The sequence below is a fragment of the Falsiphaeobacter marinintestinus genome, from assembly GCF_007923355.1.
Lineage (GTDB): Bacteria > Pseudomonadota > Alphaproteobacteria > Rhodobacterales > Rhodobacteraceae > Phaeobacter_A > Phaeobacter_A marinintestinus.
In genome coordinates, this window is the sequence record NZ_VOGO01000007.1 from 1 (window position 1) to 26,634 (window position 26,634).

The 26,634-nt window shown below is 58.8% G+C and carries 21 protein-coding genes and 2 tRNA genes; 8 read left to right on the top strand and 15 right to left on the bottom strand.

What is annotated here, in order from left to right; all coding sequences use genetic code 11:
* Window positions 1-408 precede the first annotated feature (408 nt).
* The 4 genes from FOY56_RS15205 to FOY56_RS15220 all read right to left on the bottom strand — a co-directional run bounded on the left by FOY56_RS15205 (window position 409) and on the right by FOY56_RS15220 (window position 7,424).
* Window positions 409-4,515: a calcium-binding protein gene (locus FOY56_RS15205; RefSeq protein ID WP_146346725.1), complete on the bottom strand. Its 4,107-nt coding sequence runs from the start codon at window positions 4,513-4,515 to the stop codon at window positions 409-411.
* Between the two features lie 525 nt (window positions 4,516-5,040).
* Window positions 5,041-5,964 carry a hypothetical protein gene (locus FOY56_RS15210; RefSeq protein ID WP_146346726.1) on the bottom strand — a complete coding sequence of 308 codons (924 nt, stop codon included), beginning with the start codon at window positions 5,962-5,964 and terminating at the stop codon, window positions 5,041-5,043.
* 30 nt (window positions 5,965-5,994) lie between these two features.
* Complete coding sequence (locus FOY56_RS15215; protein WP_146346727.1) at window positions 5,995-7,182, bottom strand: tyrosine-type recombinase/integrase; 1,188 nt, start codon at window positions 7,180-7,182, stop codon at window positions 5,995-5,997.
* Between the two features lie 166 nt (window positions 7,183-7,348).
* Window positions 7,349-7,424 (bottom strand) — tRNA-Thr (locus tag FOY56_RS15220).
* Window positions 7,425-7,651: 227 nt separating this feature from the next.
* Here FOY56_RS15220 and FOY56_RS15225 point away from each other — a divergent pair.
* Together FOY56_RS15225 and FOY56_RS15230 are read left to right on the top strand one after the other, a co-directional pair.
* On the top strand, window positions 7,652-8,494 hold the full coding sequence (locus FOY56_RS15225) for a peptidylprolyl isomerase (RefSeq protein ID WP_186766349.1): 843 nt from the start codon (window positions 7,652-7,654) through the stop codon (window positions 8,492-8,494).
* Window positions 8,491-9,507, top strand: coding sequence for a HupE/UreJ family protein (locus FOY56_RS15230; RefSeq protein ID WP_146346729.1), 1,017 nt, complete (start codon window positions 8,491-8,493; stop codon window positions 9,505-9,507). Before FOY56_RS15225 ends, FOY56_RS15230 begins: the two co-directional genes overlap by 4 nt.
* 5 nt (window positions 9,508-9,512) lie before the next feature.
* Here the strand turns inward: FOY56_RS15230 and FOY56_RS15235 are convergent, their stop codons facing one another.
* The 7 genes from FOY56_RS15235 to FOY56_RS15265 all read right to left on the bottom strand — a co-directional run bounded on the left by FOY56_RS15235 (window position 9,513) and on the right by FOY56_RS15265 (window position 15,971).
* Window positions 9,513-10,445 (bottom strand): AEC family transporter, encoded by a 933-nt coding sequence (locus FOY56_RS15235; protein WP_146346730.1) that lies wholly within the window; start codon window positions 10,443-10,445, stop codon window positions 9,513-9,515.
* A 68-nt stretch (window positions 10,446-10,513) separates the two neighbouring features.
* On the bottom strand, window positions 10,514-11,311 hold the full coding sequence (locus tag FOY56_RS15240; RefSeq protein ID WP_146346731.1) for an MBL fold metallo-hydrolase: 798 nt from the start codon (window positions 11,309-11,311) through the stop codon (window positions 10,514-10,516).
* Window positions 11,311-12,126 carry a TatD family hydrolase gene (locus tag FOY56_RS15245; protein WP_146346732.1) on the bottom strand — a complete coding sequence of 272 codons (816 nt, stop codon included), beginning with the start codon at window positions 12,124-12,126 and terminating at the stop codon, window positions 11,311-11,313. Before FOY56_RS15245 ends, FOY56_RS15240 begins: the two co-directional genes overlap by 1 nt.
* A 43-nt stretch (window positions 12,127-12,169) precedes the next feature.
* The gene (locus tag FOY56_RS15250) at window positions 12,170-13,288 is read right to left on the bottom strand and encodes a DNA polymerase III subunit delta' (protein WP_146346733.1); all 1,119 of its coding nucleotides are present in this window, start codon (window positions 13,286-13,288) and stop codon (window positions 12,170-12,172) included.
* The gene (gene tmk, locus FOY56_RS15255) at window positions 13,285-13,911 is read right to left on the bottom strand and encodes a dTMP kinase (RefSeq protein ID WP_146346734.1); all 627 of its coding nucleotides are present in this window, start codon (window positions 13,909-13,911) and stop codon (window positions 13,285-13,287) included. Before tmk ends, FOY56_RS15250 begins: the two co-directional genes overlap by 4 nt.
* Window positions 13,908-15,068 (bottom strand): D-alanyl-D-alanine carboxypeptidase family protein, encoded by a 1,161-nt coding sequence (locus FOY56_RS15260; RefSeq protein WP_246139511.1) that lies wholly within the window; start codon window positions 15,066-15,068, stop codon window positions 13,908-13,910. The genes tmk and FOY56_RS15260 overlap by 4 nt, the downstream gene beginning before the upstream one ends.
* Window positions 15,069-15,089: 21 nt before the next feature.
* Window positions 15,090-15,971 carry an SPOR domain-containing protein gene (locus FOY56_RS15265; protein WP_146346736.1) on the bottom strand — a complete coding sequence of 294 codons (882 nt, stop codon included), beginning with the start codon at window positions 15,969-15,971 and terminating at the stop codon, window positions 15,090-15,092.
* Between the two features lie 236 nt (window positions 15,972-16,207).
* Here FOY56_RS15265 and FOY56_RS15270 point away from each other — a divergent pair.
* Window positions 16,208-16,297: transfer RNA gene (locus FOY56_RS15270), tRNA-Ser, on the top strand.
* Between the two features lie 523 nt (window positions 16,298-16,820).
* Here FOY56_RS15270 and FOY56_RS15275 read toward each other — a convergent pair.
* Together FOY56_RS15275 and FOY56_RS15280 are read right to left on the bottom strand one after the other, a co-directional pair.
* Window positions 16,821-17,930: a serine/threonine protein kinase gene (locus FOY56_RS15275; RefSeq protein WP_146346737.1), complete on the bottom strand. Its 1,110-nt coding sequence runs from the start codon at window positions 17,928-17,930 to the stop codon at window positions 16,821-16,823.
* Window positions 17,931-18,051: 121 nt separating this feature from the next.
* A complete protein-coding gene (locus tag FOY56_RS15280; RefSeq protein ID WP_146346738.1) occupies window positions 18,052-18,939 on the bottom strand; it encodes an amidohydrolase family protein in 888 nt (295 codons plus the stop codon).
* A 383-nt stretch (window positions 18,940-19,322) separates the two neighbouring features.
* On the opposite strand from FOY56_RS15280, the gene FOY56_RS15285 reads away from it, so the two are divergent.
* Both FOY56_RS15285 and FOY56_RS15290 read left to right on the top strand, forming a co-directional pair.
* Window positions 19,323-20,450, top strand: coding sequence for an AI-2E family transporter (locus FOY56_RS15285; protein ID WP_186766350.1), 1,128 nt, complete (start codon window positions 19,323-19,325; stop codon window positions 20,448-20,450).
* Window positions 20,451-20,574: 124 nt separating this feature from the next.
* The gene (locus FOY56_RS15290) at window positions 20,575-22,269 is read left to right on the top strand and encodes a thiamine pyrophosphate-binding protein (RefSeq protein WP_146346740.1); all 1,695 of its coding nucleotides are present in this window, start codon (window positions 20,575-20,577) and stop codon (window positions 22,267-22,269) included.
* Between the two features lie 84 nt (window positions 22,270-22,353).
* Here FOY56_RS15290 and FOY56_RS15295 read toward each other — a convergent pair whose 3' ends face one another.
* Window positions 22,354-23,277 carry a LysR family transcriptional regulator gene (locus tag FOY56_RS15295; RefSeq protein ID WP_146346741.1) on the bottom strand — a complete coding sequence of 308 codons (924 nt, stop codon included), beginning with the start codon at window positions 23,275-23,277 and terminating at the stop codon, window positions 22,354-22,356.
* A 122-nt stretch (window positions 23,278-23,399) separates the two neighbouring features.
* Between FOY56_RS15295 and cuyA the strand changes: the two genes are divergently transcribed.
* The 3 genes from cuyA to FOY56_RS15310 all read left to right on the top strand — a co-directional run bounded on the left by cuyA (window position 23,400) and on the right by FOY56_RS15310 (window position 25,542).
* A complete protein-coding gene (gene cuyA, locus FOY56_RS15300) occupies window positions 23,400-24,413 on the top strand; it encodes a D-cysteate sulfo-lyase (RefSeq protein WP_146346742.1) in 1,014 nt (337 codons plus the stop codon).
* A 3-nt stretch (window positions 24,414-24,416) separates the two neighbouring features.
* Window positions 24,417-25,127 carry a cysteate racemase gene (cuyB, locus tag FOY56_RS15305; RefSeq protein ID WP_146346743.1) on the top strand — a complete coding sequence of 237 codons (711 nt, stop codon included), beginning with the start codon at window positions 24,417-24,419 and terminating at the stop codon, window positions 25,125-25,127.
* 67 nt (window positions 25,128-25,194) lie between these two features.
* Complete coding sequence (locus FOY56_RS15310; protein WP_146346744.1) at window positions 25,195-25,542, top strand: RidA family protein; 348 nt, start codon at window positions 25,195-25,197, stop codon at window positions 25,540-25,542.
* 28 nt (window positions 25,543-25,570) lie between these two features.
* Here the strand turns inward: FOY56_RS15310 and FOY56_RS15315 are convergent, their stop codons facing one another.
* Window positions 25,571-26,455 (bottom strand): LysR family transcriptional regulator, encoded by an 885-nt coding sequence (locus FOY56_RS15315; RefSeq protein WP_146346745.1) that lies wholly within the window; start codon window positions 26,453-26,455, stop codon window positions 25,571-25,573.
* Window positions 26,456-26,634: the final 179 nt, after the last annotated feature.

A 26,634-nucleotide genomic window follows, 5' to 3' on the forward strand; every position in this document is an offset into this window, starting at 1 on the left:
CTACGACAGATGCCCCAAGGTCTTCCTGTCAGCCTGTGCCCTGGCCGCTGTCGTCATGTTTTGGTTATGAATCCTGACCCTAGGCTTATTCTAACAAGCCTTATTCCTTCTTGGTCTCCGTAGCCTCGGTACCTTAAAACTCTGAGGGCAAGAAGCGTTGACCCTCGCGGAGGTATTTCCGAATCGCATCAAGGTCCAAAGTCATGTGCGTATTGCCGGTGTCCCTCCCCCTTAGAACTGGGCGATTACACTGGCCGCAAGAGGCGGACTGGGCATGGCAAGGAAGCGACACTCAGACGAAGACGTATTGAAGCTGCTGCGTGAGGTCGAACTCAAGCTGGCTTCGGGCGATGAGAGGGCGTTCAATGGGCTGCAGTCGGGGACTCGTCGCTCTTGTCAGAAGGCTGATCAAAGAATGAAGTCTGTCACGCTCAGATCTGAAAGGTTGATATCTTTCAAAGTCACTGTACCGACTTGTAGGAACGTGGCCGGGTTTTCGAATGTGAAACGAACGTCGCTACCAACTTGTTCTGCATCGTCCAGGTGATCCAAAACTGTGCCCGGCAGGGACCCAAAGTCCAGTTTGTCGATACCTGGCTGGAAGTCAGTCACAATATCATCGCCAATGCCACGATCTCCCGATTGCCCCACATATCCATTCTTGAACCTGAACGTATCAGCGCCGCGATCATTGTCAGCGACGTCGCCATCGCCAGTCAGAATGTCGTCGCCTTGTCCGCCATCCAAAAGATCGTCGTGTTCGCCTCCAATTAATTCATCGGCCCCGATGCCACCGTACAAATTATCAGTACCGGCTTCCCCATGCAGGACATTACTTCCGCCGCCACCGTACAGATCGTCATTACCTGCACCGCCGCGCAACACGTTGCCGGTTAGATCCCCAATCATGATATCGTCAAAACGGCTTCCTCGGAATTCCTCGACCGCGATGAACGTATCGCCCTTCGCCTCCCCGGCACTAAGGCTGGGTTGCGCAATAACCAGTGTCACCGCCGTCTGAAACACCGCGATGTCATAGCCTTGTCCACCATCTATCAGGTCGGCACCGCCGCCCCCGGTTAGCGTATCATTACCGTCTCCGCCTAGAAGAGCGTCGTCTCCGGCCTTTCCGGTCAAACTGTCGTCACCAGTGCCGCCGACAAACCGGTCATCGAGGTTCGAGCCAACCAAAGTGTCGTTTCCTCCGTACCCATAGATCTCGGCACCAAAATCGTTCAGCCAGACCTGATCTTTTCCGTCCGTCAACTGCAAGATTTCGATGTCTTGCAATGTGTCCTGACCTCCGCCAGATCTGCGAAGGTCCAGACTAACTGCCGTGCGAAGCAATTCGTAACTAACCGTGTCAGTGCCATTGCCGCCGTCAAAATTGTTCTGGCCAGCACTGCCAAAAAACAGATCGTCGCCGTTACCGCCGAACAGATCGTTCTCACCCATGCCGCCGTCCAGAACGTCATCCCCGTCACCGGCATCAAGTATGTCGTCACCCCCTTCACCCTGCAGCCAGTCATTACCATCATGCCCAAAGATGACGTCATTGCCCGACCCGCCTTTAAGGGTTTCGGTTGGTTCGCCTTCCTCAGCGATTTCGATGCCACTGCCGTGAATGATGTCATCACCGCCACCCGCATTGATTTCGGCAAAGCCCGGACGGTTGAACATCATGTCGTCGCCTCCGGTTCCGCGACGCGCAATCAACGGCTCGATCTCGACGCCGTCGACGATGACTTCGAGGACCTCAATGTCCCAAGCAAGGATCAGACCACCAGCCAGAGAAACAAAGTTGTCGGCCCCCAATTCGGTTGCGGGATTGAAGCTGAGCAGGAAATTCCATGCGTGGGACAATTCGACGGCATTTTCTGGGGTCACGTCGGACGCGCGGAGTTCCAACCGCAGCGTATCTTGCCCGGCGTCGCCAGTAAAGCTGACAATGTTGCCTACGGTTTTCGCAGAGTCCCAGACCATAAGATCATCACCCGCACCGCCCGAAAAACGCACCCCGCCTTGGTGCGCATAAAGCTCGTCGTTACCATGTGACCCAATGAATCTGAGGTCGCCGGTCGATGCGTGAACCACATCATCTCCCAAATAGCCGTAAATAGTTATCAGTCCAGCCAACGGTGCGGCCTCAATTCTGTCGTCCCCACCCCCAAGGGCAATAACGGCATTAACTGTTCCGTCCGGGAACAGCAGCTCGATTGAGTCATCGGCCAGTCCCGTACTTAATACGTATTGCCCATTCCAGTCGGGACCAACCTGAGCGGTTTCAACGATAACGGTAGGTGGATTTGAAAAACCGTTGAGTTCCACTCTGCCACGCTGGTAGTGCGTCCCCCCGATTCCACCTGAATGCGAAAGATTGAAAGGTATGAAGTTCGCAGTCGGCGCAGGAAACCCAAAATCCCATTCAGTTGAGTATTGACCATCCGTAAAGCGGATCGACCCCCCATCGGGCAGTATTGCGTGTACTTCATAACTCCAGACCCCATTCCAATGCGACGGTTCACCATCGTCGTAATGAAGGTATGCTTGGAAACCGGTCTGAACGGCAGTCCAATGAATTTCGTTTAGATTTACCGTCTGCGGGAACTGGAGATTGACAAGTGCTGGTACATTGGACAACGAAACAACATCGTCGCCTCCTTCATATCGAAAGGCTTGTCGGGAAGAGCCCACAAGCTGCACGATATCATTTCCCAATCCTGAGCCTTGATAGCCAAAGAAATTGGTCCAGCCTACCGCGCCTGTTGTCCAGGTGTCCCCATGCTTTGATCCTACAGTTGAGTAGATTGTTGACCCGGAGTAGTCGAGAAATGCGCCACCTCCGTTGATCTCATCGCCGAAGATCAACGAGTGCTCGCTTTCTGAAAAATCGAGATGAATGAATGCCCGATCCCCAGTGATCTTGGGTGCTGTGGCAAGATTTTCGATAGAAAGATCAAAACGAAAAAAAGTGTCTGCGCCAGTCAGCCGGATTTCCTCGACTGACTCGATGATGGTACCTACCTGAAACCCGCTTCCATCATTCGAACCGGAAAGCTGGACGTCCCCATTGGCCAGGATCCTCACATCGCTCACGAAGTCGGGGATTTCCAGAACGTCATACCCGTCGCCTGCGTCAATCTGGTAGTAGTCGGTCGATCCGACAATCTTGATCGTATCGTTGCCACTGCCCAACTCCAAAAGCTCGACATTGTCCATCGTATCAGTGTTGCGTCGGCTATCTTCGACGGTCATGCCTCGGTCGACACTCACGGTCAGCCCGCCGGAAGCAAAGAAATAGTCCGCGTAACTGACCGTGTCGTGACCCAACCCCCCTGCGATAAAGTCGGACCCGCGATCGGCGTGAATGAAATCATTGCCCCGCCCCGCATATATCCAATCGTCCTGGTTCGATCCGTAGATCGTGTTTTCACCATCCCCACCGAAGATCACGTTCTTTGCGTTGGCCTTGGCCCGGATCGTACCGCTGTCACCTTCTCCGATAACCAGCACGGTTTTCCCCCGCACGCGCGGATCTAGACCCAGTTCAAGCTCATGACCGTTCGCCGAGCCGTCTGACCGGAGGATCGCCGAGACTTCATGGTTCAGAGCACCGTCAAGGTCATAGCTAGGTAGAATTATGGTCGGGTCAAAAACCGTTCCGTTTTCGGCCATCCAGAAATAAAGATCATGCAAACCGTCACGCGCGACGAAATGGTCGAAATTGCTCACTTCGTTTTCCGAGGCATTTATCAGCGTCGAATGCGCGACACCTAGCAGGTCCGCGACCTCTTCCAACACGGTCGCATCCTGCACCCGCGCCCAGGTTTTCGTGCGGTTGAATACACCTGCAGGCCCCTCAATGTCAGCTTCCTGGAATTCCGACTGGCTTTGATACAGCAAATGCAGGACGGCTCCGAGTTCTGTCAGATCACCCAGCCCTTCGGCCCAAACCTCACCTTCCACAGGCGTATTGCCGTTGATGGAGAGACCCAAGTTGAACGGAGCGGTTCCAGTGGCCCAGGTAACCCCCAAATCGGCGCCTGCCTCGCCGATGGCCTTGCCTAATGAATACATGCCATAAAGGACCGCCGTGACCAAAGCGGGGGCGGCAGTCGTACTCAGTGCCAGCAAAGCGCCGGTCGTGCCGATACTGCGCACGAAGTAACCTATGCCGATATCGACGAAAACATCTGCCGTAAGCTCCGTCAGGTCCAGCACTCGCCCTCTGTCGAATTGCAGGGTCTGCGCTTGAGCATCATAGGTGGCTTCGACCGACACCGTTTCGGCAACGTAATCGCCGGTCCGGGAGGCTCCGGCACCCAGTAAAACGTTGAACGTTGACTTGAAGATGTAGTCATCAGCGGTGACAAGCGGGAGGTGGCGGCCAACGGACTGCTCGAACAAATATCCCGCTAAGGCCTCCAGAATGAAATCTCTGGCATCGCCAGCTACATCGATTGTGCCATTTCTATAAAGTTCCGGAGAATAGCCAGTTTGATAATACTGAGGCATGTTCGGTCATTTCCAATCGAAGAAAAAATCTCTCTATCACATGAGTAACGTTGCCTTTGAGACGCGGTCAAGCATCCTCCTAAGCACATATGGCCATGATCCGAGTTTCTCCGGAACCGAACAGCCCCCCAAAAAAACGAGATTCCCCACGTATCTAACTAAACCAATCCAAACAGGAGTTTAGTTATGAACACCCTTCGCACCCTCGGCGGTTTCGCCGGGGGGGTTCTTCTAAGCCCGCCCCCAAGAGCTGGTCTTCCCCCACTGAAGTGATCCTCCGCTATGTTTACCGGCGATGATCGCAGTCATGAAGGCGTAAGTGGCCTCGTGTGCCCTGAAAATTGCGCCAAAATATGTCCGATCCGTCTCAGGTCACCACCACGACCCTGCAATCCATCGCGCCCGCCGAAATGACGATCTCACGCCAAAATGGACACAAGCGTCGAAAACGACTGTGGGCATCGCGATCACCGGATTTTCGACACACCATTTCCGTTTAGCGGACCAACGCAATTTGCCGCCCCCCTATTCATTCTTGGTCTCCGGAGCCTCGGTGCTGTAGAAGTCTGAGGGCAAGAAGTCGCTGCCTTCGCGGAGATATTTTCGAATCGTGTTGAGGTCCAAGTTCACGCCTAGCTGATCTAAATCGTTGCGGATCTCTTTAGGGATTGAGCTACGAGTAGTCCTTGGATCATATCTGTACCCAGCTACAGCTAAGCCAATGATGAGGCGCAACATTGTTTTGCGCTCTCGCGGATCAAAGGCTTTACTCTCAGTTGTTCGATTTTTTTTCTGCTTTGACCTCCAGCCTAACCTCTGACCAGCTTCAAGCAGTAGACCTTCCGGGACGTCCAGCTCGATATCACGCATCCAATTGCAAAGAGCTTCAACCTCTTGCTTGCCTTCCCATTGGGGCGCCGCCCAATTGAAATTGTCCTTAATCAGGGCAGTTCGCTTCAGATAAAACTGGACGACGTCTTTTTGACACCCACGCCCATCAATCCCGTCAAAAATGTCACCACAGGGTTCAAAACCAATCGACAAGGCAACAGTTTCGAGCAAACTCCAGCGTTTCATTTTGGTCCAATGCTTGAAGTCAGCCTCTCGGCCAGAAACACTAAATCCCCCTGCAAACCAGACAGGTTCCATTCTGCGAATGCGATCATCAAGTCCTTTAAGAACCTGCTCCGTAAAGCGTGAATCATTGGAATTTGGCCAGCCGGAATGGTCATATTTTTCTTCCAACTCGCTAAGAGAAAGCCTGTTCAATGCTTCGCGAGAGGTTTCCAGCGCTGCTCGAACATTCGCGTTGAATTCATCAAATACGGTGGGATGACTCGGGCCGATACCATTAAGGATTTTTGGTTCTTCCCACTTTCGAAAATCTTGATGTCTGCGTTCGAATACGGATTTGATGATATGTGCTCTTAGGTCGTCCCCCGTGGTCATCTGCAAAACTTCCTTGTTGGTTTTTGCGCTTTACGTTGCCTTTACTTCATCGAGATATCCAGCCCACCACTTTGCAAGCCTGACCCTTTCTTCCCAGTGGTCACCCCTGGCATAAGCCCGCCTTACTTCGTTCTTTTCCACGTGAGCCAGTGCCCGCTCTATCGCATCTGGATGCCATAGCCCGCTTTCGTTAGCCAAGGTAGAGAAAGACGCCCGAAATCCATGCGCCGTCATTTCTTCGCCGGAATAGCCCATTCGCCGCAGCGCCGCGTTCAGCGTGTTTTCTGACATCGGACGTTTCCAAGTGCGCAAAGAGGGAAACAGATACTCGCCGGTGCCGTTCATGCGCCGCAGCTCGTCCAGCAGGGCAATCGCCTGAGCGGGCAGGGGGACCACATGATCTTTCCGCATCTTCATCTTCTCGGCGGGGATCGCCCAGACCTTTGCTACGAAATCAATCTCCGACCATTTCGCATGGCGTATCTCGCCGGGGCGTTGCGCCAGCAGTGCTAGCAGTGTCAGCGCAATGCGGGTGGTGGCTTGGCCGTCAAAGCCGTCGATCTCGTTCATCAGCCTGCCCAGCGCCTTTGGGTCGGTGATCGCGGCACGGTGGACGCGGGTCGGACGGATCAGTGCATCGCGTAGGGCATAGGTTGGATCGATCTCGGCCATTCCACTCGCAACGGCATAGCGGAAGACCGACCCGATTCGGGCGCGCAGGCGGTGAGCGGTCTCATAATTACCTTTGGCTTCGACCTTGCGGAGGGTCTTGAGGATCATAGGGGCAGTGATCTCAGTTATCGGGCGGCGTCCAAAATCTTGGTTTGCGAGTTTGAGGTGATATGCAGTCTTATCAAGCGTGGCCTTTGTCTTGCCTTCCTTGCGTTGCTTGTCGAGAAACGCCTCTCCGATCTTTTCGAATGTCTGGCCAGCCTCTTCGCGCTTCACACGCTTTTCAGTTTGCTTTGCTTCGCTGGGATCAATTTCTGCCGCGACTTTGGCCCTTGCGTCCTCTTTAGCTTTACGTGCTTGAGCCAAGCTGACGTCTGGATAGACGCCTATCGAAAACAGGCGTTCTTTACCGAAGAGGCGATATTTCATCTGCCACAACTTGGAGCCGTTGGGCTTAACCAAGACGAACAACCCTTCGAAGTCAGAAACTTTGTAGGCTTTTTCACGCGGTTTGAGGTTGCGGACCTGAATGTCTGACAGTGGCATCGCTGGGGGTGCTACTTTTCCGATTCAAACTCGATACCCCCAAAAGCACCCCCAAACTGGGGGTATCGTATCAGATGTAGATAGATGACATCGGACAAAGAAGTATCGTAAAACCCATATAACACAGGGATTTTAGGATGTCTTCGGATCATTTTGGATAAGGAAGTGGTGCCCCCACACGGACTCGAACCGCGGACCTACTGATTACAAATCAGTTGCTCTACCAGCTGAGCTATAGGGGCAATCGAGAGGTCGTTTAACCGGTCATGCGGGCGGGTGCAAGACGTTGATTGCGAGTATTTTGCCAAGAATGGAATTGCGACCGGCGGCAGTCAAAACCGGTGGCCCACGGCAAGGACTGCAGGCGGTCCCGTCTCTGACGGACCCGCTTGGGGCCACGAATTTGGCATTGCCACTGACGCGGGATTTTCCCAGAGTAAGGTCAACCAAAACTGCCGGGGGCCTCACCGTGTCATTTCTGAAAGAACCCGTTTTTCACTTTGCTTTGCTGGGTGTTGCGCTGTTTGTCTACTTCAACATGACGGCGGATGAGACCCCGGGTGCGACCGCTGAAAATGAGCTGATCGTGGAAGAGCCGGACGTCGAACAGGTAATCGGTGAATACAGCGCGCTCTGGCGGCGACCTCCAACGGCGGATGAGCTTGATGGGTTGATCAATGCACAGATCCGCGAAGAAGTTCTTGTGCGCGAGGCTCTGGCATTGGGGTTGGATCGCAACGACGCGGTGATCCGGAATCGCTTGCGCCAGAAGATGCAGTTTCTGATGGAATCGGCGGCGCAGTCCATGCAGCCGACTGAAGCCGATCTGCAGGCCTATCTGGACGACAACATTGACCGGTTTCGCAAGGCGGGCAGCGTTGCCTTCCAACAGGTGCTGGTGGAAGACGGCGTGACAGACAGCGATATCGCCGCGACGCTGGATGCCCTGAACAGCGGGGCCTCGCCCATTGAGGTGGGGCAGCGCACGCTATTACCGGCAGCTTTGCCCCTGACGCCGCTGCAACAGACGGATGGCATGTTCGGGCGCGGGTTTTCTGACGGGCTGCGCGTGGCGGAAACCGGCATCTGGTCCGGCCCTGTGGTCTCGGGCTATGGGCAGCATCTGGTGCGGGTGACCGAACGGGTTGAGGCGCGGGTGCCCGAGTTGTCTGAAATCCGCGACAAGGTTGCGTTGGAGTGGAAACAGACCCAGGCCAAGGATCTGGCCGAGGCACAAGTGAAGGCCCTGATGCAGGGGTATGACATCCAGCGCCCGGATGATGCCGCGCTGACCCGGATTCTGACACAATGAAGCGGCTGATCCTATGGCTGGCCTGTTGGGCGCTGCTGGCGATCACACCGATCATGGCCGGTGCCCATGCGCTTGATCCCGGGTATCTGCAGGTACAGCCGCTCAATGGCGACACATGGCGCGTGTTCTGGCGCAAACCGGCTGTGTCCGGCGCTCCGATGGAGATTGATGCGCGGCTGCCAGACAGCTGCACCCCTGACCGGGCCGAGGCCGAATCGACATTCGACGGGCAAGCCTTTGTGACCCAGTGGCTTGCGACATGTCCGGACGGGCTGGCGGGCGGGCAGATCACAATCGCCGGGCTTGAAGCAACGCGCACCGACGCCCTGATCCGGGTGACGCTGGCCGACGGAACCGACCTGACGGCGCGCGTCACACCTGACAATCCGTCCTTTGATATCCCTGCCGAGATGAGCGGCTGGGCCGTGTTCCAAAGCTATGTCGCGCTGGGGTTTGAACATATCCTCGAAGGCTGGGACCATCTGTTGTTCGTCTTTGCGCTGCTGGTGCTGATCCGCAGCCCGGGGCGGCTGGCCGGTGCCATCACGGCCTTTACCCTGGCGCATAGCCTGACACTGGCTTTGGCAACTATGGGGGTGCTTGTCGTGCCATCTCCACCGGTCGAAGCCGCGATTGCGCTGTCTATCGTGCTGCTGGCCGTCGAAATCCTGCGCGGCGGAACATCGGGTGATCAACTGACGGCGCGGTTCCCGTGGATCGTGTCCTTCGCCTTTGGCCTGTTGCACGGGTTGGGCTTTGCTGGCGCGCTGACCGAGATCGGCTTGCCCCAAGGGGACATTCCGCTTGCGCTTCTGGCGTTCAACGTCGGGGTGGAAGCGGGGCAACTGACGTTTGTCTTCGGTGTGCTGGCTTTGTACGGCATTTTGCGCTGGATCTGGCCGCGCATGGTGGATGTGCTGCGCGGTCCCGGCGCCCCGGGCACCGTGATGCTGGGGTATGGCATCGGGATCGTATCGACCTATTGGCTGGCAGAACGCGTGGCGGGCTTCTGACCGGGTCAGCCCAGCAGATAAAGCCACATCCACACGGTCAGGATCGAAGCACCAGTGGCCAGCAAAACCGAGGATGCCGCCACGCGTTTGGCGTGCCCATACATGTTGGCGAAGATATAGACGTTCATCCCCGGTGCCATCGAGGCATTCAGCACGGCCGAGCGGAACAGATCCTGCTGCAGGCCAAAGGATTTGCCGAAGATCCAGACAAGGGTCGGGTGCACCAGAAGCGTCACGCCACAAACAAAGGCAATTGCGCGCAAATCGCCCTCGGGACGGTATTGCATCAACACGCCCCCCAGCGCGAACAACGCGACGGGCAGGGCCGAGCGGATGACAATCGACAAGGCATGATCTGCCGCTTCGGGGATGGCGATGCCCGACAGGTTCACGATGAACCCAAGGCCGATGCCAAGGATCAGCGTGTTCTTGAACATCGCCGTCAGGACGGATCCCATCACATGGCGGCTGCTGCGGCCCCGGTTGCGCACGAACTCCATCACGGTGATGCCGATGCCATAGCAAAACGGCGAATGGAACGCGATGATAGCAAAGTTGCCGGTCAGGTTGTCGGGCCCATAGGCGCGCTCGGTGATCGGCAGGCCCAGCAAGACGGTGTTGGAAAACATGCAGCAAAACCCGATGGCAACGCAGTCTTCCCATTCGCGCTTGAACAGAAGGCGCGCGCCAAACACGCCGATCATGAAGCACAGCAACGCGCCGGTATAGAAACTGGCCAGAAGGGCCGGTTCAAAACTGGCTTCCAGATCCAGCGTCGCAATCGCGCGGAACAAAAGGCAGGGAATTGCAAAATTCTGCGCGAATTTCATCAGCCCGTCTATGTGGTTTTCGGTGAACCACCCGGCCCGGGTCAGGGCATAGCCCGCACCGATCACCAGAAAGACCGGCAGGATGACGTTCAGGAGGGTCTGAAACATGCTGATGTCGCGTTGGTGGTGAAAACAGAATTCGAGTATTTAGAAAGAGAAGAAGCGGGCAGGCCCGCTCACAACGGGACGGTCAGCGTCATTCCGTCATAAGCGGCGGTGATATGCGCGTCGGTTTCGTTGCAGACGGTTTCGTAATCAAGATCGATATGCATATTGGTCAGAACCGCGCGTTTCGGGTTTACCCGGTCGATCCAGCCAAGCGTTTTTTCCAGATGCGCATGTGTCGGGTGCGGCGTGCGGCGCAGGGCGTCGACGATCCAGCACTCCAGGTCCTGCAACGCGTCCCAGGCGTCATCATACATATCGGCGACGTCCGGGAGGTAGGCCAACCCGCCCATCCGGAACCCCAGTGAATCGATAGAGCCGTGGTTGACGCGGAACGGGCGGAACGGGATCGGGCCGCCAGGGCCATCAATTTCGAAGGCGCCGCTGATGGTCTTGAGCTCAAGTATCGCGGGATAGGGCGAGCCTTCGGGTTGCACGAACGCATAGCCAAAGCGGTTAAGAAGTGCATCCTGCGTATCGCCATCGGCCCAGACCGGAACGCGGGCCCGCATGTTGAACACGATCATGCGCAGATCGTCGATCCCGTGCACATGGTCCGCGTGTGAGTGGGTGTAGACCACACCATCCAGCCGCCCGGTTTCAGTATCCAGCAACTGGCTGCGCAGGTCGGGCGAGGTATCGATCAGAACCGTGGTCGTGCCATCCGGCCCATCGCGTTCGACCAGCATCGAACAGCGGCGGCGCGCGTTCTTCGGGTTCGTGGGATCGCAATCGCCCCAATGCCCGCCCAGTCGGGGCACGCCGCCAGAAGACCCGCAGCCAAGGATCGTGAAGCGCAGCTGGTCCATCAGGCGGCCATCCTCCAGGAGGCGGCCTTGGAGAACAGCCGGTCGAAATTGGCCTGCGTCTGAGCGGCGAAATCGGCGTAGTCCATGCCGAAAACCTCGGCTCCGACCCTGGCCGTATGTGCGGTATAGGCCGGTTCGTTGCGCTTGCCGCGATAGGGCGGCGGGGCCAGATAGGGCGCGTCGGTTTCCACCAGTACCCGGTCGACCGGGGCGGCGGCAAAGATATCGCGCAGTTCCTGGCTTTTCGGGAAGGCAGCAATGCCCGACATCGACAGATAAAAGCCCAGATCCAGCGCCGCGCGCGCCAGTTCGGCCGACGAGGAAAAACAATGCATCACGCAGGAATAGGGTGCGTTGCGGTATTCATCGGTCAGGATGCGCGCCATGTCGTCATCGGCGGCGCGGGCATGGATGATCAGGGGCAGGCCGGTCTTTTGGGCGGCTTCGATATGGACCCGCAGCGATGCCTTTTGCACATCGGCGCTGTCGGCCGTGTAATGATAATCCAGCCCGGTTTCGCCAATGCCGACGAATTTCGGATGCGCGTTCAGCGCGACCAACTGGTCGACCGTGGCCATCGGTTCTTCGGCGGCGCTCATCGGGTGGGTGCCCGCGGCATAGAACACTGGGTCATGCGCCTCGGCGATGGCGCGCACGGAGGGTTCGTTCTTCAGCCGGGTGCAGATCGTCACCATCCGGGTGACGCCCGCCGTGGCCGCGCGCGCGACGATCATGTCCAACTGTCCCTCGAAATCGGGAAAGTCGAGGTGGCAATGGCTGTCCGTGATGTCGGGCTGGGTCTGACTGTCGCTCATCGGTTTTCGCTTGGGTCTTGCGCCCGGAGGCGGGCGGCGGGGGTCACCCCGCGGCGGTTTCCTTGATCTTGAAAACCGTATCTAGGACAAGTGCTGCGGGGTCAAGGTTCACCGCCTGCCCGTGGCGGGCGCGGGCGGTGATCGTTGCGGCAGTATCGGCCCAGATGCGCGCCTTTCGGGCATCTCCTGCCAATCGCGTCAACACCTCGGATTCATTCGGGGCGGCTTCGGGCTGGGGCGGCTGGCCCATGGCGCCGGTACGGGCCAATCGGGTCAGGGCCATGTCGGTCAGGGTCAGCAACAGCTCGAACTTGTCGGCGGCATTGCGTTGCGCCGCCGCCTCGGCCAGCGCAAGTGAGCGGGACCGGTCCAGCCGGGGCAGGGTGCCCAATATGGCAATCAGTTCCGCATAGATCCGAAGCCCGTCCAGATTAAGCAGCCGCAGCGCATCGCCCACCGATCCGGCAGCCAGGGCCGCCAGCCGTTCCGGGTGGTCGGGCAGCACGGCCCCGGCCTGCGCCAAGGCAGCCTTCATATCCTCGGGCGACAACGGCGACAGACGCAAGGTGCGGCAGCGCGAGCGTATTGTTGGCAACAGGCGCGAAGGCTGGTGCGAAATCAGCAACAAGGTGGTGCGGGCCGGGGGTTCTTCCAGCATCTTCAGCAAGGCATTCGCCGCGCTCACGTTCATCTCATCCGCAGCATCCACGATCACCACGCGCCGCCCGCCATCGGTGGCCGACAGACCAAAGAACCGGTTCAGCTTGCGAATGTCGTCAACGACGATCTCGTTGCGCAGTTTTCCGGTCTTTTCATTGACCGAACGGGTGATCGGCGCCAAACCCGGCTCGGCCCCGGCGGCCATGTGGCGCGCAACGGCATGCTCTGGGTCGATGTCCAATGTGGTCGGCGGGGGAGGCGCCCCGAACAACCCGTCTTCTTCCACCGGAGGCGTCGCCAGCAGAAACCGCGCGATCCGCCACGCCAAAGTCGCCTTGCCGACACCACGCGGCCCCGTCAGCAGCCAGGCATGATGCAACCGGTCTGATGCGTATGCGGTCAAAAAAGCCTGTTCCGCCGTGTCCTGCCCGATCAGGCGTGCTGTCTCACGCGGATGTGGCGCATCCGGGGCCTGGTCCGGAGCAGCGAGGTCATCGCTCATACCAGTTCAGCCTTGGCTGTCTCCAGCACCCGTTCGGCCACGACGTCCATGTCCGCGGCCCCGTCAATCACGCGGAACCGGTCGGGGTTGGCTGCGGCCAGGTCCAGAAACCCGGCGCGCATCCGGTGTTGCAGGTCGGCTCCGAAGCTTTCGAAGCGTTCTTCGGTACCTTGCCGCCCCAACGCACGCGACAGGCCGATATCGGGATCCATGTCGATCAGGATAGTCAGATCGGGTTCGCGCCCGATCATCAGTATGTGCAATTTGTCGACCAGATCGCGCAGATCGCCGCGCGACAGGCCCTGATACATCCGGGTGCTGTCGGCAAACCGGTCACAGATCACGGTCTTGCCCGCAGCCAGCGCCGGTTCGATTGTGCGTTCCAGGTGGTCGCGGCGCGCGGCGGTGAACAACAGGATCTCGGTCTCAGCCGACCAGCGATCCGGATCGCCTTCCAGCACCAGACGGCGGATTTCTTCCGCGCCGGGCGATCCGCCGGGTTCGCGGGTCAGAACAACCTCAAGCCCCTGCGCCTTCAGCGTTTCGGCAAGACGGCGGGCTTGCGTGGATTTACCCGACCCGTCAATGCCCTCGAATGTGATGAACCGGCCTGGGGCGGTCACAGTGCCCCCTCGGGACCGTTCAGAAACGTCGTAACCAGATCCATCGCGGCGGTCTTAACGCGTACGCCAAACCCGCCTGCCGCAACGTCCTGTGCCGCAACCAGAGGACGGCGCATTTCGGGCAGACCTTCGGGTTTGATGACAAGTTCGCCCAGTTGCTGACCCTTGGTGATCGGCGCACTGATCGGCCCGTTATAGATGACTTCGGCCTTGATCTTGTCGCTTTCCAGCACCGGAACAAGGATCTCAAGATCGCTTTCGGTGACCAGACCTACCGATCGCCCGCGCCCCATCCAGACTTCGGCTTCGGCGATCGGCGCACCGGCTGTGGCGATGGTTTTTTGGGCAAATTGGCGAAACGACCAGTTAACGAAGGCCTCGGCCTCCTCTGCGCGCTGGGCAGCATTGTCGAGCCCCGACAACACGAAAACCACGCGCCGGTCGCCCTGTTTGGCTGATCCGACCAAACCATATCCGGCCTCAGAGGTGTGGCCGGTTTTCAAACCATCCGCGCCAATGCCCAGTTTCAGCAGCGGGTTCCGGTTGCGCGTGTTTGACGGCGCGCGCCCATCAAAGGCAAACTCGGTTTCAGCGAACAGCGGGTAATACTCGGGGAAATCTTCGATCAAACGCTGCGCCAGAATGGCCAGATCCTTGACCGACATCCGATGCCCGGCGGCTGGCCAGCCGTTCGAGTTGGCAAAGTTCGAATTCAGCATGCCCATGTCCTGAGCGCGCCGTGTCATATACCGGGCGAACCCGGCTTCGGTACCATCGGGGCTCAGCGCTTCGGCGATCACGGCGCAGGCGTCATTGCCCGACAACACGATGATCCCGCGGATCAGATCTTCGACCCGGACCCGGTCCTGCGTGTTCAGGAACATGGTTGACCCGCCATAATCCATCGCATGCTGCGATACGGGCAGGCGTTCATCCAGTGTCAGCCGACCGTCCCGGACCGCCTCAAATGCGACATACAGCGTCATCAGCTTTGACATCGATGCGGGCGGCAGGGGCTCATCCGCGTTCTTCGACATCAGCACCGTCCCGGTGGTCTGATCCAGAACATAGGCGGCCCTGGCCTTCGTATCGAAGGCCAGGGCCGTTGAAGTCGATGCACAAAGCAGAAGAACGGCAAGGGTAGAACGAAGTAAGATGTGCACCGGTTAAGGCTCCTGTTAGTTTCTGACCACGTACGCGTCCGAGAACCCGGTGGTCTTGATCTCTTTCAGCAAGGCCGAGCGTTCCGAAGTGGTCTTGGCCGGACCAACCACAACGCGCCAGTACGCTTTGCCGTTGGTGTCTTCCTTGAACACGGTCGGGATCATCCCGGCATTGCGCATCTGATCCGCTGTGCGGTTGGCATTTGCTTCGACGCTGAAGATACCGATCTGGACATAGGGCTTGTCCAGCGACGAACTGATCGGTTTGGCCGGAACCGGGGCGGGGGCCTCGGTCGCGGCGACAATCGCTTCGGTTGTGGCCTGCGGTTCGGGGGCGTCAATCGCGGCTGCGGCCCCGGCAATCGGGTCCAGCGCGGCTTCGCTGATGTCGCCGCCATCGTCCAGCATCGCGACCTTTTCTTCTTCTGGCGGAGTGGTCTTGACGGCTTCGCGGCGCAGTGCTGTCACGTTCAGCTCAACCGGCGCACCGGCCAGCATGCCAAGCGCCACGGCGGCATCCGAAGACGCCTGCACGCGTGGGCCCGGAATATCGCGTTCGCGCCGGAACAGGGCACCAATCACGAACTTGCCGTTTGTTGGATTGCGGATAATGACCCGCTCGGGCTCGGTCACATCCGGATGCGCGACCCAGACGCCGCCCAGCGACGGGCGACCATCCCACAGACCGGACTCGGTCACTTGGAACACATCCGGCGCTTCAACGTCGCGTTCAACCAGCGTCGTGCTGGCCGAAGAACTGGTCGAGGCCTCAGTCTGGCCTTTTGGTTGCAGAAACGCCATTTTCGGCCCTTCTTCGCAAGCGGCCAGCAATCCTGTGGTGGCCAAGACGGCGATCAGACGGGCTGAGCGCGCCGATCTCACTATTGCTCGTGTCATTTTCTGTTCCCTTGCCTGTAAGCGGGACGCCTTGTCTTGTCGGGTATCCCGTTTTGCCGGATTTCCGGTCATTTGCCTCGGTTTGCTGATCAACAGACACTGGTCCTGCCGCCAACAATTGCCGTCATCCTAACCCGTAAGTTGCTGCAATGAAAGTCTGCTGCGCAAGGTCAGGCAATTTTCCCCTTGTTTTGACTTGCCTGTGATGCGGCCAAGCCCTAAACCCTCATTTTAACGGGGAGGTGGCAGAGTGGTCGAATGCGGCGGTCTTGAAAACCGTTGAACGTGAGAGCGTTCCCAGGGTTCGAATCCCTGTCTCCCCGCCACTTGCCCCAGTCTCATCTCAGTAATGTTTCCCGCCACGGATTTGTGACGCAAGTCCCGTGGGTTAGGCCGCAGGTTTCAAAGGCTGTGACAGGGAAATGGCTTGTTTTATTGCAATTTCAGGCGGAAGCCGCTGTTCGGTTAAGTCCAAACAAAGGGTCCGGCTGACCGATCGCTTCAGGCAAAGCTCCGCTGGTTGCTCTCCCCAAGAAGGCTGATTGAGCTCTCAAAGAGACGCCCGCGATCTGCGCGCTGTTTGGATCGGGGTTGGCAAGTGAGTTACCGGCAGCCGTTACGGTTCACCGCGAGGGATGCGCAGATCGAACGACGCAGTGCCCGGCAACACTTTGCACAGATCTGTGACCAGAATGACACGTCCAGGCTTGGGCCATCACTCCAATCCGGCGGTTAACACAATACGTCAAATCCCGGCAAAGTGCCGCGCGCTTAAGCTGCGCGGGCCCCGGGTGGTCGTGCAGGCCGAAGACAGCCGCGCCCAATCCTCCCGAGCGACCCTTCCATGACTTACATGTTGGGGAAATAATCCTCGCAGCCGCCTTCGCGGTACACATCTGCTGTACAGCAATGCAGCCCGCCCCCAAACGCATAGGCATCGCGCAATTCGACCTCGACAACGTTCATGCCCAGCTTGTCCATCTGCTCGGCCTGATAGACTTCCGATTTCTCGACACAAACGGTTTTGGGGTCCAGCACAAGCACGTTCATCGACAGCCATGTGGAAGAATAGCACAACGGCGGCGGCGTGTTATGCGCCGGCTGGGCAGCATCCACGATGTCCCACCCATTGGCCTCGAACATCTTGCGCTGATCGTCGGGCAGGCGGCGTTGCGGGTTGTTCAGGATCAGTCCGGGGCGCAACGGCGTAAACGTTGCGTCGATGTGGATCGGATAGGGGTCCCCCGGGAAATTGACCGTATGCACCCGGTGATCGGGGAAGTGCCGGCGCAACCATTCGATGCCCTTCAGGTTCGTGGTGAACCCATGCTGAACCACCAGATCGCGGCCAAACCGCAGCACATCCGCAGCATCAAACAGCGGTTCTTCTTCCGTGGTGACAAAGAACTTCTCAGCCGTCCACTGCAGGCGCTTTTCAACACCGATTTTGTCGCTCAGATAGTCCGCGTGATAGTCCTTGTCCGTCAGCCGGGGCTTGGGTGCGCTTTCATGGCGAAAGTTCGGATCCTCGTCGAAATACTTCTGCATCAGCGGGCGATAGTTCAGATATTCGAACCAGCGACAGCGGTATGACATCGTCGCTTCCAGCATCTCTGATCCAACGGTCAGCAATACATCGCGCGGCGGCATGCAGCCAAACTGGCTTTCGGTGTGAAAGTCGGGCGTCGTGGCGGGCAGCGCGTGGTCAATCGGCGTGGGCCGGTCAACGCGCACACCGCGCGCCTCAAGCTGGGCGGCAAAGGCATCCAGCAGTTCATTGGCGCGGTCGATCGTCTCTTGCGGGCGGCGTCCCCACTGGCCTCGCATGTCGCTGTCTTCCGGCACTTTCGCTTCCAGCGCGGGCTCTTCGGGGGGGATGTGACAGTCATCGGCACGTCCGACAATGACATGCTTCAGTGGATCCCACTCATTCCAACTGTTCACAATTGTATTCTGCATGCCCGTCTTGCCTCCTCGCGTTTCCACCCGACCTCTTAGGGGCAATGCTAATTGTATTCAAGCGGCTCAAACTTGCGTTTAGGACGGTGATCCTGACACCGCTCCAGCCAGCCAGATTTCGTCAGAACCCGTACAACCGCGCCGGGTTGTCGACCAGGATCTTATGGATGGTGTCAGGATCATCGGTCCAGTCGCTGATCTGATCCAGCAGATAGCCGTCATTCGGCATCGTGCGATAATGCCATGGATGCGGCCAGTCCGATCCCCACAACACCTGATCCGGCGCCGCCCCGATAATGGCCTGCGCCAACGGCACGACATCGTCATAGGGCGGCGCATCCCGTTCGGTCACCCGGTAAGCGCCGGTCATCTTCGACCAGCATTTGCCATCCCGCAGCAGGCTCAGGAAATCCTGAAACCCCGGGTTTTCAACACCGCGCGACGTTTTCATGTACCCCAGATGGCCAAACACAACGTCGGTTTTGACCCGCGCCATCTGCCGCGCCAGATCGTCGAACGCATCGACATGCAACAGGAATTCGACATGCCATCCCAATGGCACCAGCCGCTCTGAAAACGCCACGACCTGATCAAAACTGTCAAACGGCATCCCGCCCTTATCGACCAGATTAAACCGCACCCCCCGCGCACCGGCGTCATGCCAGTCCTGCAACTGACGATCGGTGACATCCCCGCCCACCGCCACAATCGCGCGGTACTTGTCCGGGGCGGTCGCCATCGCATCCATCATCGCCCGGTTGTCGGTGCCGTACACGCTGGGCTGAGTCAGCACGCAACGCTCAATCCCCAACACCCCATGCAACCGCTCCATCGCGGCCAGTGACGCATCGGGAGGCGTATAGCCGCGCCGGGGCGAATAGGGGTAAAGGCGCTCTGGCCCGAACACATGCGTGTGCACGTCACAGGCCAAAGCCTGAACAGCAAACCCCGGTTTGCGCGTATCGGCCACCGGGCCCGGGCAGGCAGGTATGTCATTGGTCTGGGTCATTGCGTCCTCGTCAATCTTCTATGGCCCGCGTCCCCCATGATGTCCGATAGACGGGCAGGGGGCAGGACCACTCAGCAGATAATCAATCAACCTCGGCCAAGGTCAACCACGCAATCAGACCATCATTCTGGTCGCAGGATCGTCGGGGGGCAAAGCAGATGGTCTATGATTTGTGTCGGACGCACACCTTATGAAAGGATCGGGCCAACGAACAGAACGTCACCCCACCCGGCTTTGCGTTCAACGACCCCACAATGAAGACTTGCACCAGATGATCGGGGCGTTTCTACTGCCGTTTGAAACAGCAAAACCAGTGTCAGCATATGAACATCGAAAACCCGCCCAAGACATCACTTTCGACGTGGTTTTTTGCACTCGGAATCATGGCGATTTCAGTTGGTGTCTTGTGGGTCGGACGCGGTTTCCTGATCCCGCTCGCAATTACCGGATTGCTGTTCATCCTGTCTTCTGCACTCGTGGAAAAAATCGAACACACAAATCTCTTTGGATGGTCACCACCCGCCTGGCTGGCCCAACTCCTCAGTGTCATCGTCGTCATCGGAACCCTTATGGTTCTGGGCCTGATCGTTTCCTCCTCGGCGGACGACGTGCAAAATGCGCTGCCAAAATACCAGGAACGGCTGCTGCGCCTGAGCGAAAAACTGGAAGCCTTTTTGGGCCCTCGCATTGTCGCGGCCGTGCAAGAGGCCACAAAAGATATCGATGTCGGGGCATGGGTGGCTGCCGCTCTGGGCCAATTGGGGGGGGCGGCGTCCCTGCTTGGCCTTGTTGCGCTGTATCTTGTTTTCCTGGTGACCGAACGCACCGCCTGGATTGAAAAGCTGCCCCGGCTTGCTGCAACCGAACAGGAAACACGCCGCACCCAAAAGGTTCTGACCCGGATTTCTGACGGCGTGCAGCAGTATATGTGGGTCAATGCCGTGACCAGCGCGATGAGCGGGGTGGTCGCGTTCGCGATTTTCAGCTGGGTTGGCCTCGACTTCGCATCGCTCCTTGCGCTCACTGTGTTCATCGCTGGGTTCATCCCGAACATCGGTGCCTTTATCGCGATTGCCTTGCCTTCACTTGTGGCCATTATCCAGTTTGACAGCCTGACTCCCTTTCTGATCGTACTCTTCGGGTATGGCTGTGCGGATCAGTTCATCGCCAATGTGATCCAGCCGTCCATGCAGGGGCGGTCTTTGAATCTGAGCACATTTATGGTCATGGTTTCGTTGACGTTCTGGGCGACGCTCTGGGGCGGCATTGGGGCTTTTCTTGCGATTCCGATGATGGTTGTCAGCATGGTCATCTTTGCAGAATTTCCTGCCACGCGCTGGATTGCCGTTTTGTTGTCAGGCGACGGTCAGTTGAAAGACTCCAGTGACCTCGATGAACAGGACCAGAATGCGGAACCTGCACAGCCCGGTCGCTCCAAGAACGCCAAACAAGCCGCGTTTGATGCCGAGATGGAACAACTTCGCACCGAATTTGAGCATAGAAACGACTAGCCGCATCGCCCCATCCAGACACACCAATTCGACCGCCCCCATGCATTTCCTGCTGGCCGATCCGGCCAGCTATGGTACTCACCAGATAAGGGTGGGTGGGGGATGATCCGGAGCACCTGAACCCATGTCCAATTCCTACCCCGAAACGTCCCGCCACGGTGGCAAGATCCTTGCCGATCAACTCGCCATCCTCGGCGCGGAAAAGGTCTTCTGCGTCCCCGGCGAAAGCTATCTTGGCTTGCTCGACGGGCTCTATGACCATCAGGACCAGATCGAGGTCATCACTTGCCGCCACGAAGGCGGCGCGGCCAACATGGCCGACGCCTTTGGCAAGCTGACCGGCAAACCCGGCATCTGCGCGGTGACCCGCGGACCCGGGGCCACCAACGCTTCAAACGGCGTGCACACCGCGTTTCAGGACAGCACCCCGATGATCGTGCTGATCGGTCAGGTCGCCACGTCGATGATGGACCGCGAGGCGTTTCAGGAAATCGATTACCGCCGCATGTTCGGTGAAATGGCCAAATGGGTTGCCCAGATCGACGATGTCGCCCGTATCCCCGAATACCTGTCCCGTGCCTGGCACGTCGCCCTGTCCGGGCGTCCCGGCCCGGTGGTTCTGGCGCTGCCCGAAGGCACGCTCAGCGACACCGCCATCGTCGCCGATGCCCGCCCGGCCCATGTCGGCTATGGCGCGCCCGATCCCGCCAGCATGGCCCAACTCGGACAGATGCTGGCCGAGGCGAAGAAACCCATGCTGGTCGTCGGCGGCCCGGATTGGAGCGCCGAGGCCGCAGACCTTGCCGCACAACTTGCCGAGAAATTCGACCTGCCCATCGCCACCACCTTCCGTTGTCAGGATTATGTCGACAACGGCCACCCGAACTATGCCGGGGTCATCGGCATCGCCGCGCTGCCCGAACTGACCCGCAAACTGCGCAACGAGGTCGATCTGCTGATCACCATCGGCAGCCGCTTTGGCGAGATGACGACCCAGGGCTATACCCTGATCGACACGCCCGTTCCGCAGATGCGCTTTGTCCACATCCACCCCGGACCTGAACAACTGGGCCATGTTTATGCACCCGACCTCTCGATCGTGTCCTCGCCGCTGAACTTCCTGCGCGCCGCGCTGGACATGCCTGTGCCAGAAGCCGACCGCAGCAACTGGACCCCCACCTTCCACCCCGATTACGAGGCCTATCGCATTCCGACCGAGGTCCCCGGAGACCTCAATATGGGCCGCGTCATCCGGCATCTGTCCGACACCCTGCCGGACGACACGATCTATACCAATGGCGCGGGCAACTACGCCGTCTGGCTGCACCGCTTTCATGCCCACCGCCGCTACCGCACGCAATTGGCCCCCACCAGCGGGTCGATGGGCTATGGCGTGCCCGCCGCCGTGGCCGCCAAGCTGCAGCACCGTGACCGCACCGTGGTCTGCGTTGCAGGCGATGGCTGTTTCCTGATGACCGCGCAGGAGCTCGCCACCGCCAAACGCTATGGCCTCGCCATCATCTTTCTGGTCGTCAACAACGGCATGTTCGGCACTATCCGCATGCATCAGGAACGACACCACCCCGGCCGTGTGATCTCGACCGATCTCACCAACCCCGATTTCGTCGCCTATGCCGCGTCGTTTGGTATTCCGGGCGAACTGGTGACAAACGACGATCAGATCGCCGACGCCCTGACCCGCGCTCAGGCGTCACCCGACGGCTACCTGATCGAACTTCAGGTCGACCCCGAGGCGCTGACACCCGCGCAATCCCTCTCTGGTGTGCGCAAAGAAGGCGAAGCAGCCCAGACTATTTAAGGGACAGACCCTGCTCCTCAACACGTGCGACCGCTGCCTGAAAATGGCGGTCGCTGACAACGCTGTGCGTCCAAAAAAGAGCAATTAAACCGTATCGTCCGGCAGATCCTGGCGAGCCACGCGAAGTTGCAGATGTTCGGCAAGGTGATGCCAGACCTGTTCCGCGTGGCCGGTCCGGGCTTCTGACAGGCGGACCATCCTGATGATCAGGGTTTGCGCTGGCAGCACGTCGTCCATCCGCACCAGCCTGCCATGTGCCAGGTGATCGGCAACCAAAGATTGCGGCAGCCACGCCATGCCGATCTCGGTCAGCACCAATTGCAGCATGGCCAGTGTCAGGGCCGTTTCGGCAATGGTCGACACGGTGATGTCCTGGGGAAGTCGCGGACTGATCATCCGGGCAAAGACCTGCCCCAGAAAGACCTCGTCGGGGTAACTGATCGACGGAATAACCGGACCCGAAGACGTTTGGCGGATGTTTGGGGTCGAGACCGGGATCAGAACATCCGTGCCCAGCGTCACCGCCTCGAAGGCTTTGCCGGGCGCGGGCGCGTCGTCATCGGGCAGCGCGTACATGATGGCAAAATCGACATCCTTCGAAATCAGGTGCATCAGGCATTCATCCTGATTGCCCGACCGCACCCGCACCGAAGCCCCACCATCTGCCGTCAAAGCCCGCACCACCTGTGGCGACACGGTGGTGGTCAAAGCGTGCTGACAGACGAAACTCAGGGAGGCCCCGGCCTGATCGCTGGCCGTTTTCATACTATGGCGCAGCTTGTGAAGTCGCGCGCTGAGGTCGCGCAATTCGGGCTCAAGCGCCTGAACCCCGGGCGTCAGCGTGACCGGTTTGCGGCGGCGGTCAAACAGCGTGGCGCCGATACTGTCTTCGATAATCCGCACCCGGCGCGTAAAGGCCGACTGGGTCAGCAGACGTTTTTCGGCAGCCCGCGCCAGCGAGCCGCCATCAAGCACCGCCAATATGTCATCAATCCATTCCAGTCGCATGGGTTGCAGATACAGCAATCCACCATAACTTGCAAAATCCGCAATTTAGGTGCCGGATTTCGCAATTGGAACCCGCAATTTAGGCGGGTAAGTTGATGGAAATCAAAATTAGGAGCCGTCCCATGCATCTCGCCCGTTTTCCTCGCCTGCACCTCGCCCACCTGCCGACGCCCTTGGAACCGATGAAACGGCTGTCGAAAGAACTGGGCTGCGAGATCTGGATCAAACGCGACGACTGCACCGGCATGTCGACCGGCGGCAACAAGACCCGCAAGCTTGAGTTCCTGATGGCCGAGGCCGAGGCTCAGGGGGCCGACATGGTGATGACCCAGGGCGCGACGCAGACCAACCACGGTCGCCAGACTGCCGCGTTTGCCGCCAAACTGGGGGTCGATTGTCATATCCTGCTGGAAGATCGAACCGGCTATCAGGATGCGAACTACAACCACAATGGCAACGTGCTGCTGGATCACCTGCATGGCGCCACGACCGAAAAGTTCCCCGGCGGGCACAACATGGTCGAAGAGATGGAAAAGGCCGCCGAAAAGAAGCGCGCTGAAGGGCGTAACGTTTATGTCATTCCGGGCGGCGGATCGAACCCCACCGGCGCACTTGGCTATGTGAATGCTGCATTTGAATTGTTGTCGCAAGCCAACGATGCCGGTTTGCGGATCGACCGTCTTGTCCATGCCACCGGGTCGTCGGGCACGCAGGCCGGGCTGGTGACAGGCATGTGCGCGATGAATTCCCTTGTGCCGGTTCTGGGCATCGGCACGCGCGCGCCGCAGCCCAAGCAGGAACAGATGGTTTATGATCTCGCCTGCAAAACAGCCGAGAAACTGGGCTGCGCGGGCGTGGTCAAGCGCGAAGACGTGATGGCCAACACCGACTACGTTGGCGAAGGCTATGGCCTGCCGACGCAAAGCGGAATTGAGGCGATCCAGATGTTTGCCGAACTGGAAGGCATCCTGCTTGATCCCTGCTATTCCGCCAAGGGTGCCGCAGGTCTGATCGATCTGGCCCGCAAGGGTGAATTCAAAGATCAGCGGATCGTCTTCCTGCACACCGGCGGGGCGGCGGCCTTGGGTGGCTATGACTTTGCTTTTGACAATGCCAACCGCTGGGTCCACCTCTGAACGATGCCCAGGCCGCGCACCATCGGTATTCTTGGGGGCATGGGCCCCGAAGCAACCATCCTCCTCCAGCGCAAGCTGGTCGAGGCGGTGCCGGCGCGCGACGACGGCGATCATATCCCGCTGTTCATTGACATGAACTCGCAGGTGCCGTCGCGGATTGCGCATCTGATCGACGGCACCGGTATTGATCCGGGGCCGACGCTTGCCGCCATGGCGCGTCGGCTTCAGGCCGCTGGCGCCGTGGCGTTGGCCATGCCCTGCAACACCGCGCATCACTATGCGGGGGCGATCACCCAAGCGGTGGATATCCCGCTTCTGAACATGGTCGACCTGGCGGCAGATCATGCGGCCGAAACGCTTGGGGCCGGGGGCTGTGTCGGCATGCTGGCTTCGCCTGCTGTGCGGCGCACGGCTCTGTTTGAAAAGGCGCTTTCCAAACGTGGGCTGTCTGTCGTGTGGCCTGCCCAAGATGCCCCCATGCTGGCCGCGATCCGTGCGATCAAGGTTGATAGCCAAAGCGCGCAAGCCCGTGAAACACTGCTGGCCGCCTCGCACGAACTTCTGGCCGCCGGGGCAGGCCTGCAATTTGTCGCGTGCTCCGAGTTTTCGATCATCGCTGACAGTGTCGCCCCCGACGCCAATGCCGTGGATACGATCGACCTTTTGGTGCGGGCGATCATCGACACCTCCCAGTCAGATCACATCAGGCCCTGAACGGGCCATTCCCTTCCCGGCTCCGGGCGGCTAACTTCCCGGATAACAACCTGCCCAAGGACATCTCATGACCCAGATCGAACGCATGCACAGCACAGGCCGGATGAGCCGGATCGTCATCCACGGCGACACCGTTTATCTGTGCGGACAGGTTGGCGAAGCCGGCGCCAGCGTTGCCGACCAGACCCGGCAGACCCTTGCCAAGATCGAAGACCTGCTGGCCGAAGCGGGCTCGGACAAAACCAAAATCCTGCAGGCGATCATCTGGCTGGCGTCGATGGACGACTTTGCCGAGATGAACGCGGTCTGGGACAATTGGGTTGTGCCCGGCGCTGAACCCGCGCGCGCCTGTGGTGAGGCGGCATTGGCCCGGCCAGACCTGAAGGTCGAGATCATCATTACCGCCGCACGCTAAAAGCATCTGCTCTGGCCGGACCGCGCGGTTACAGCAGGTCCCACAATGTATGCGCCGTCTGATCAAGTGTTGCCGGATTGGACAGCGCGGAAATCGTCAATGTCGTGCACCAGGGGTCATCGCCGATCGGCACCAGCACCCCTGCGGCAAGTTCGGCCGATATGGCGGTTTCGGGCATCCATGCAAACCCGCCACCTTTCAAAAGCCGCCGTTTGATCGTTTCGACCAACCCATCAACATAGATCGTTTCGGCATTCAGCGTTTGCCGCTGTACCGTGTTTTCAACCACCATGCCCAGAAACGACGACCGCTCATAGGCCAGATGCGGGATCGGCGGGCCGTCCGGTCTGGTCAGGTCCCACTGATTGGCGCGTGCCGGTTCGGCGGCAGCCACCGGGATCAGGCGGTCGGTCAGAAGATCCTTTCGGACAAAGGCAGCTTCGTCGATCATCGGCGAAACCGAATGGTGATAGTAACACAGCATGACATCCACAGCGCCCTCGACCAAAAGCTCGCAACAGGTGCTAAGCGAGTCAGACACAACGCTTGTGCGCAATTCGGGAATCTGAAGTTGCAGCTCATCAAGGCGTGGTGCCAAAAAATTAGTCGAAATCGTATGCAGCACCGAAAACCGGATGAACCGGTTGTCGCCACGATCTGCATCGCGCAGCGATTGGCGGGTTTCAGAAAGCTGTGAAATCGCCGTCAGGGCCACGGGCAGGAACTGTTGCCCTGCTTCGGTCAGTTGCACCGGATAGGTGGCTCGGTTGACCAAAGGCAGCCCGACCCAGTTTTCCAAGGCTTTGATTCTTCGACTAAAAGCCGATTGCGTGATGTTTCGCTCGTCCGAGGCTCGGGTGAAACTCAAGGTCCGGGCGAGGCATTCAAAGTCTCGAAGCCAGTTCAAATCCACGCGCGGGGCTCCTGCCTGTTTTTCTCCACCAGCGTAACGCACGCAAAACTATGCGTAAACGGAATGGTTTGATGAAATGTTCGAATTGGCCCGCGTAAAACTCTTTGACTTAGACTTTCATCAGGAATCGGCGGTCTGACCCTGTGTCAGCCCATCGTCCACATCGCCAATCGCGCGGC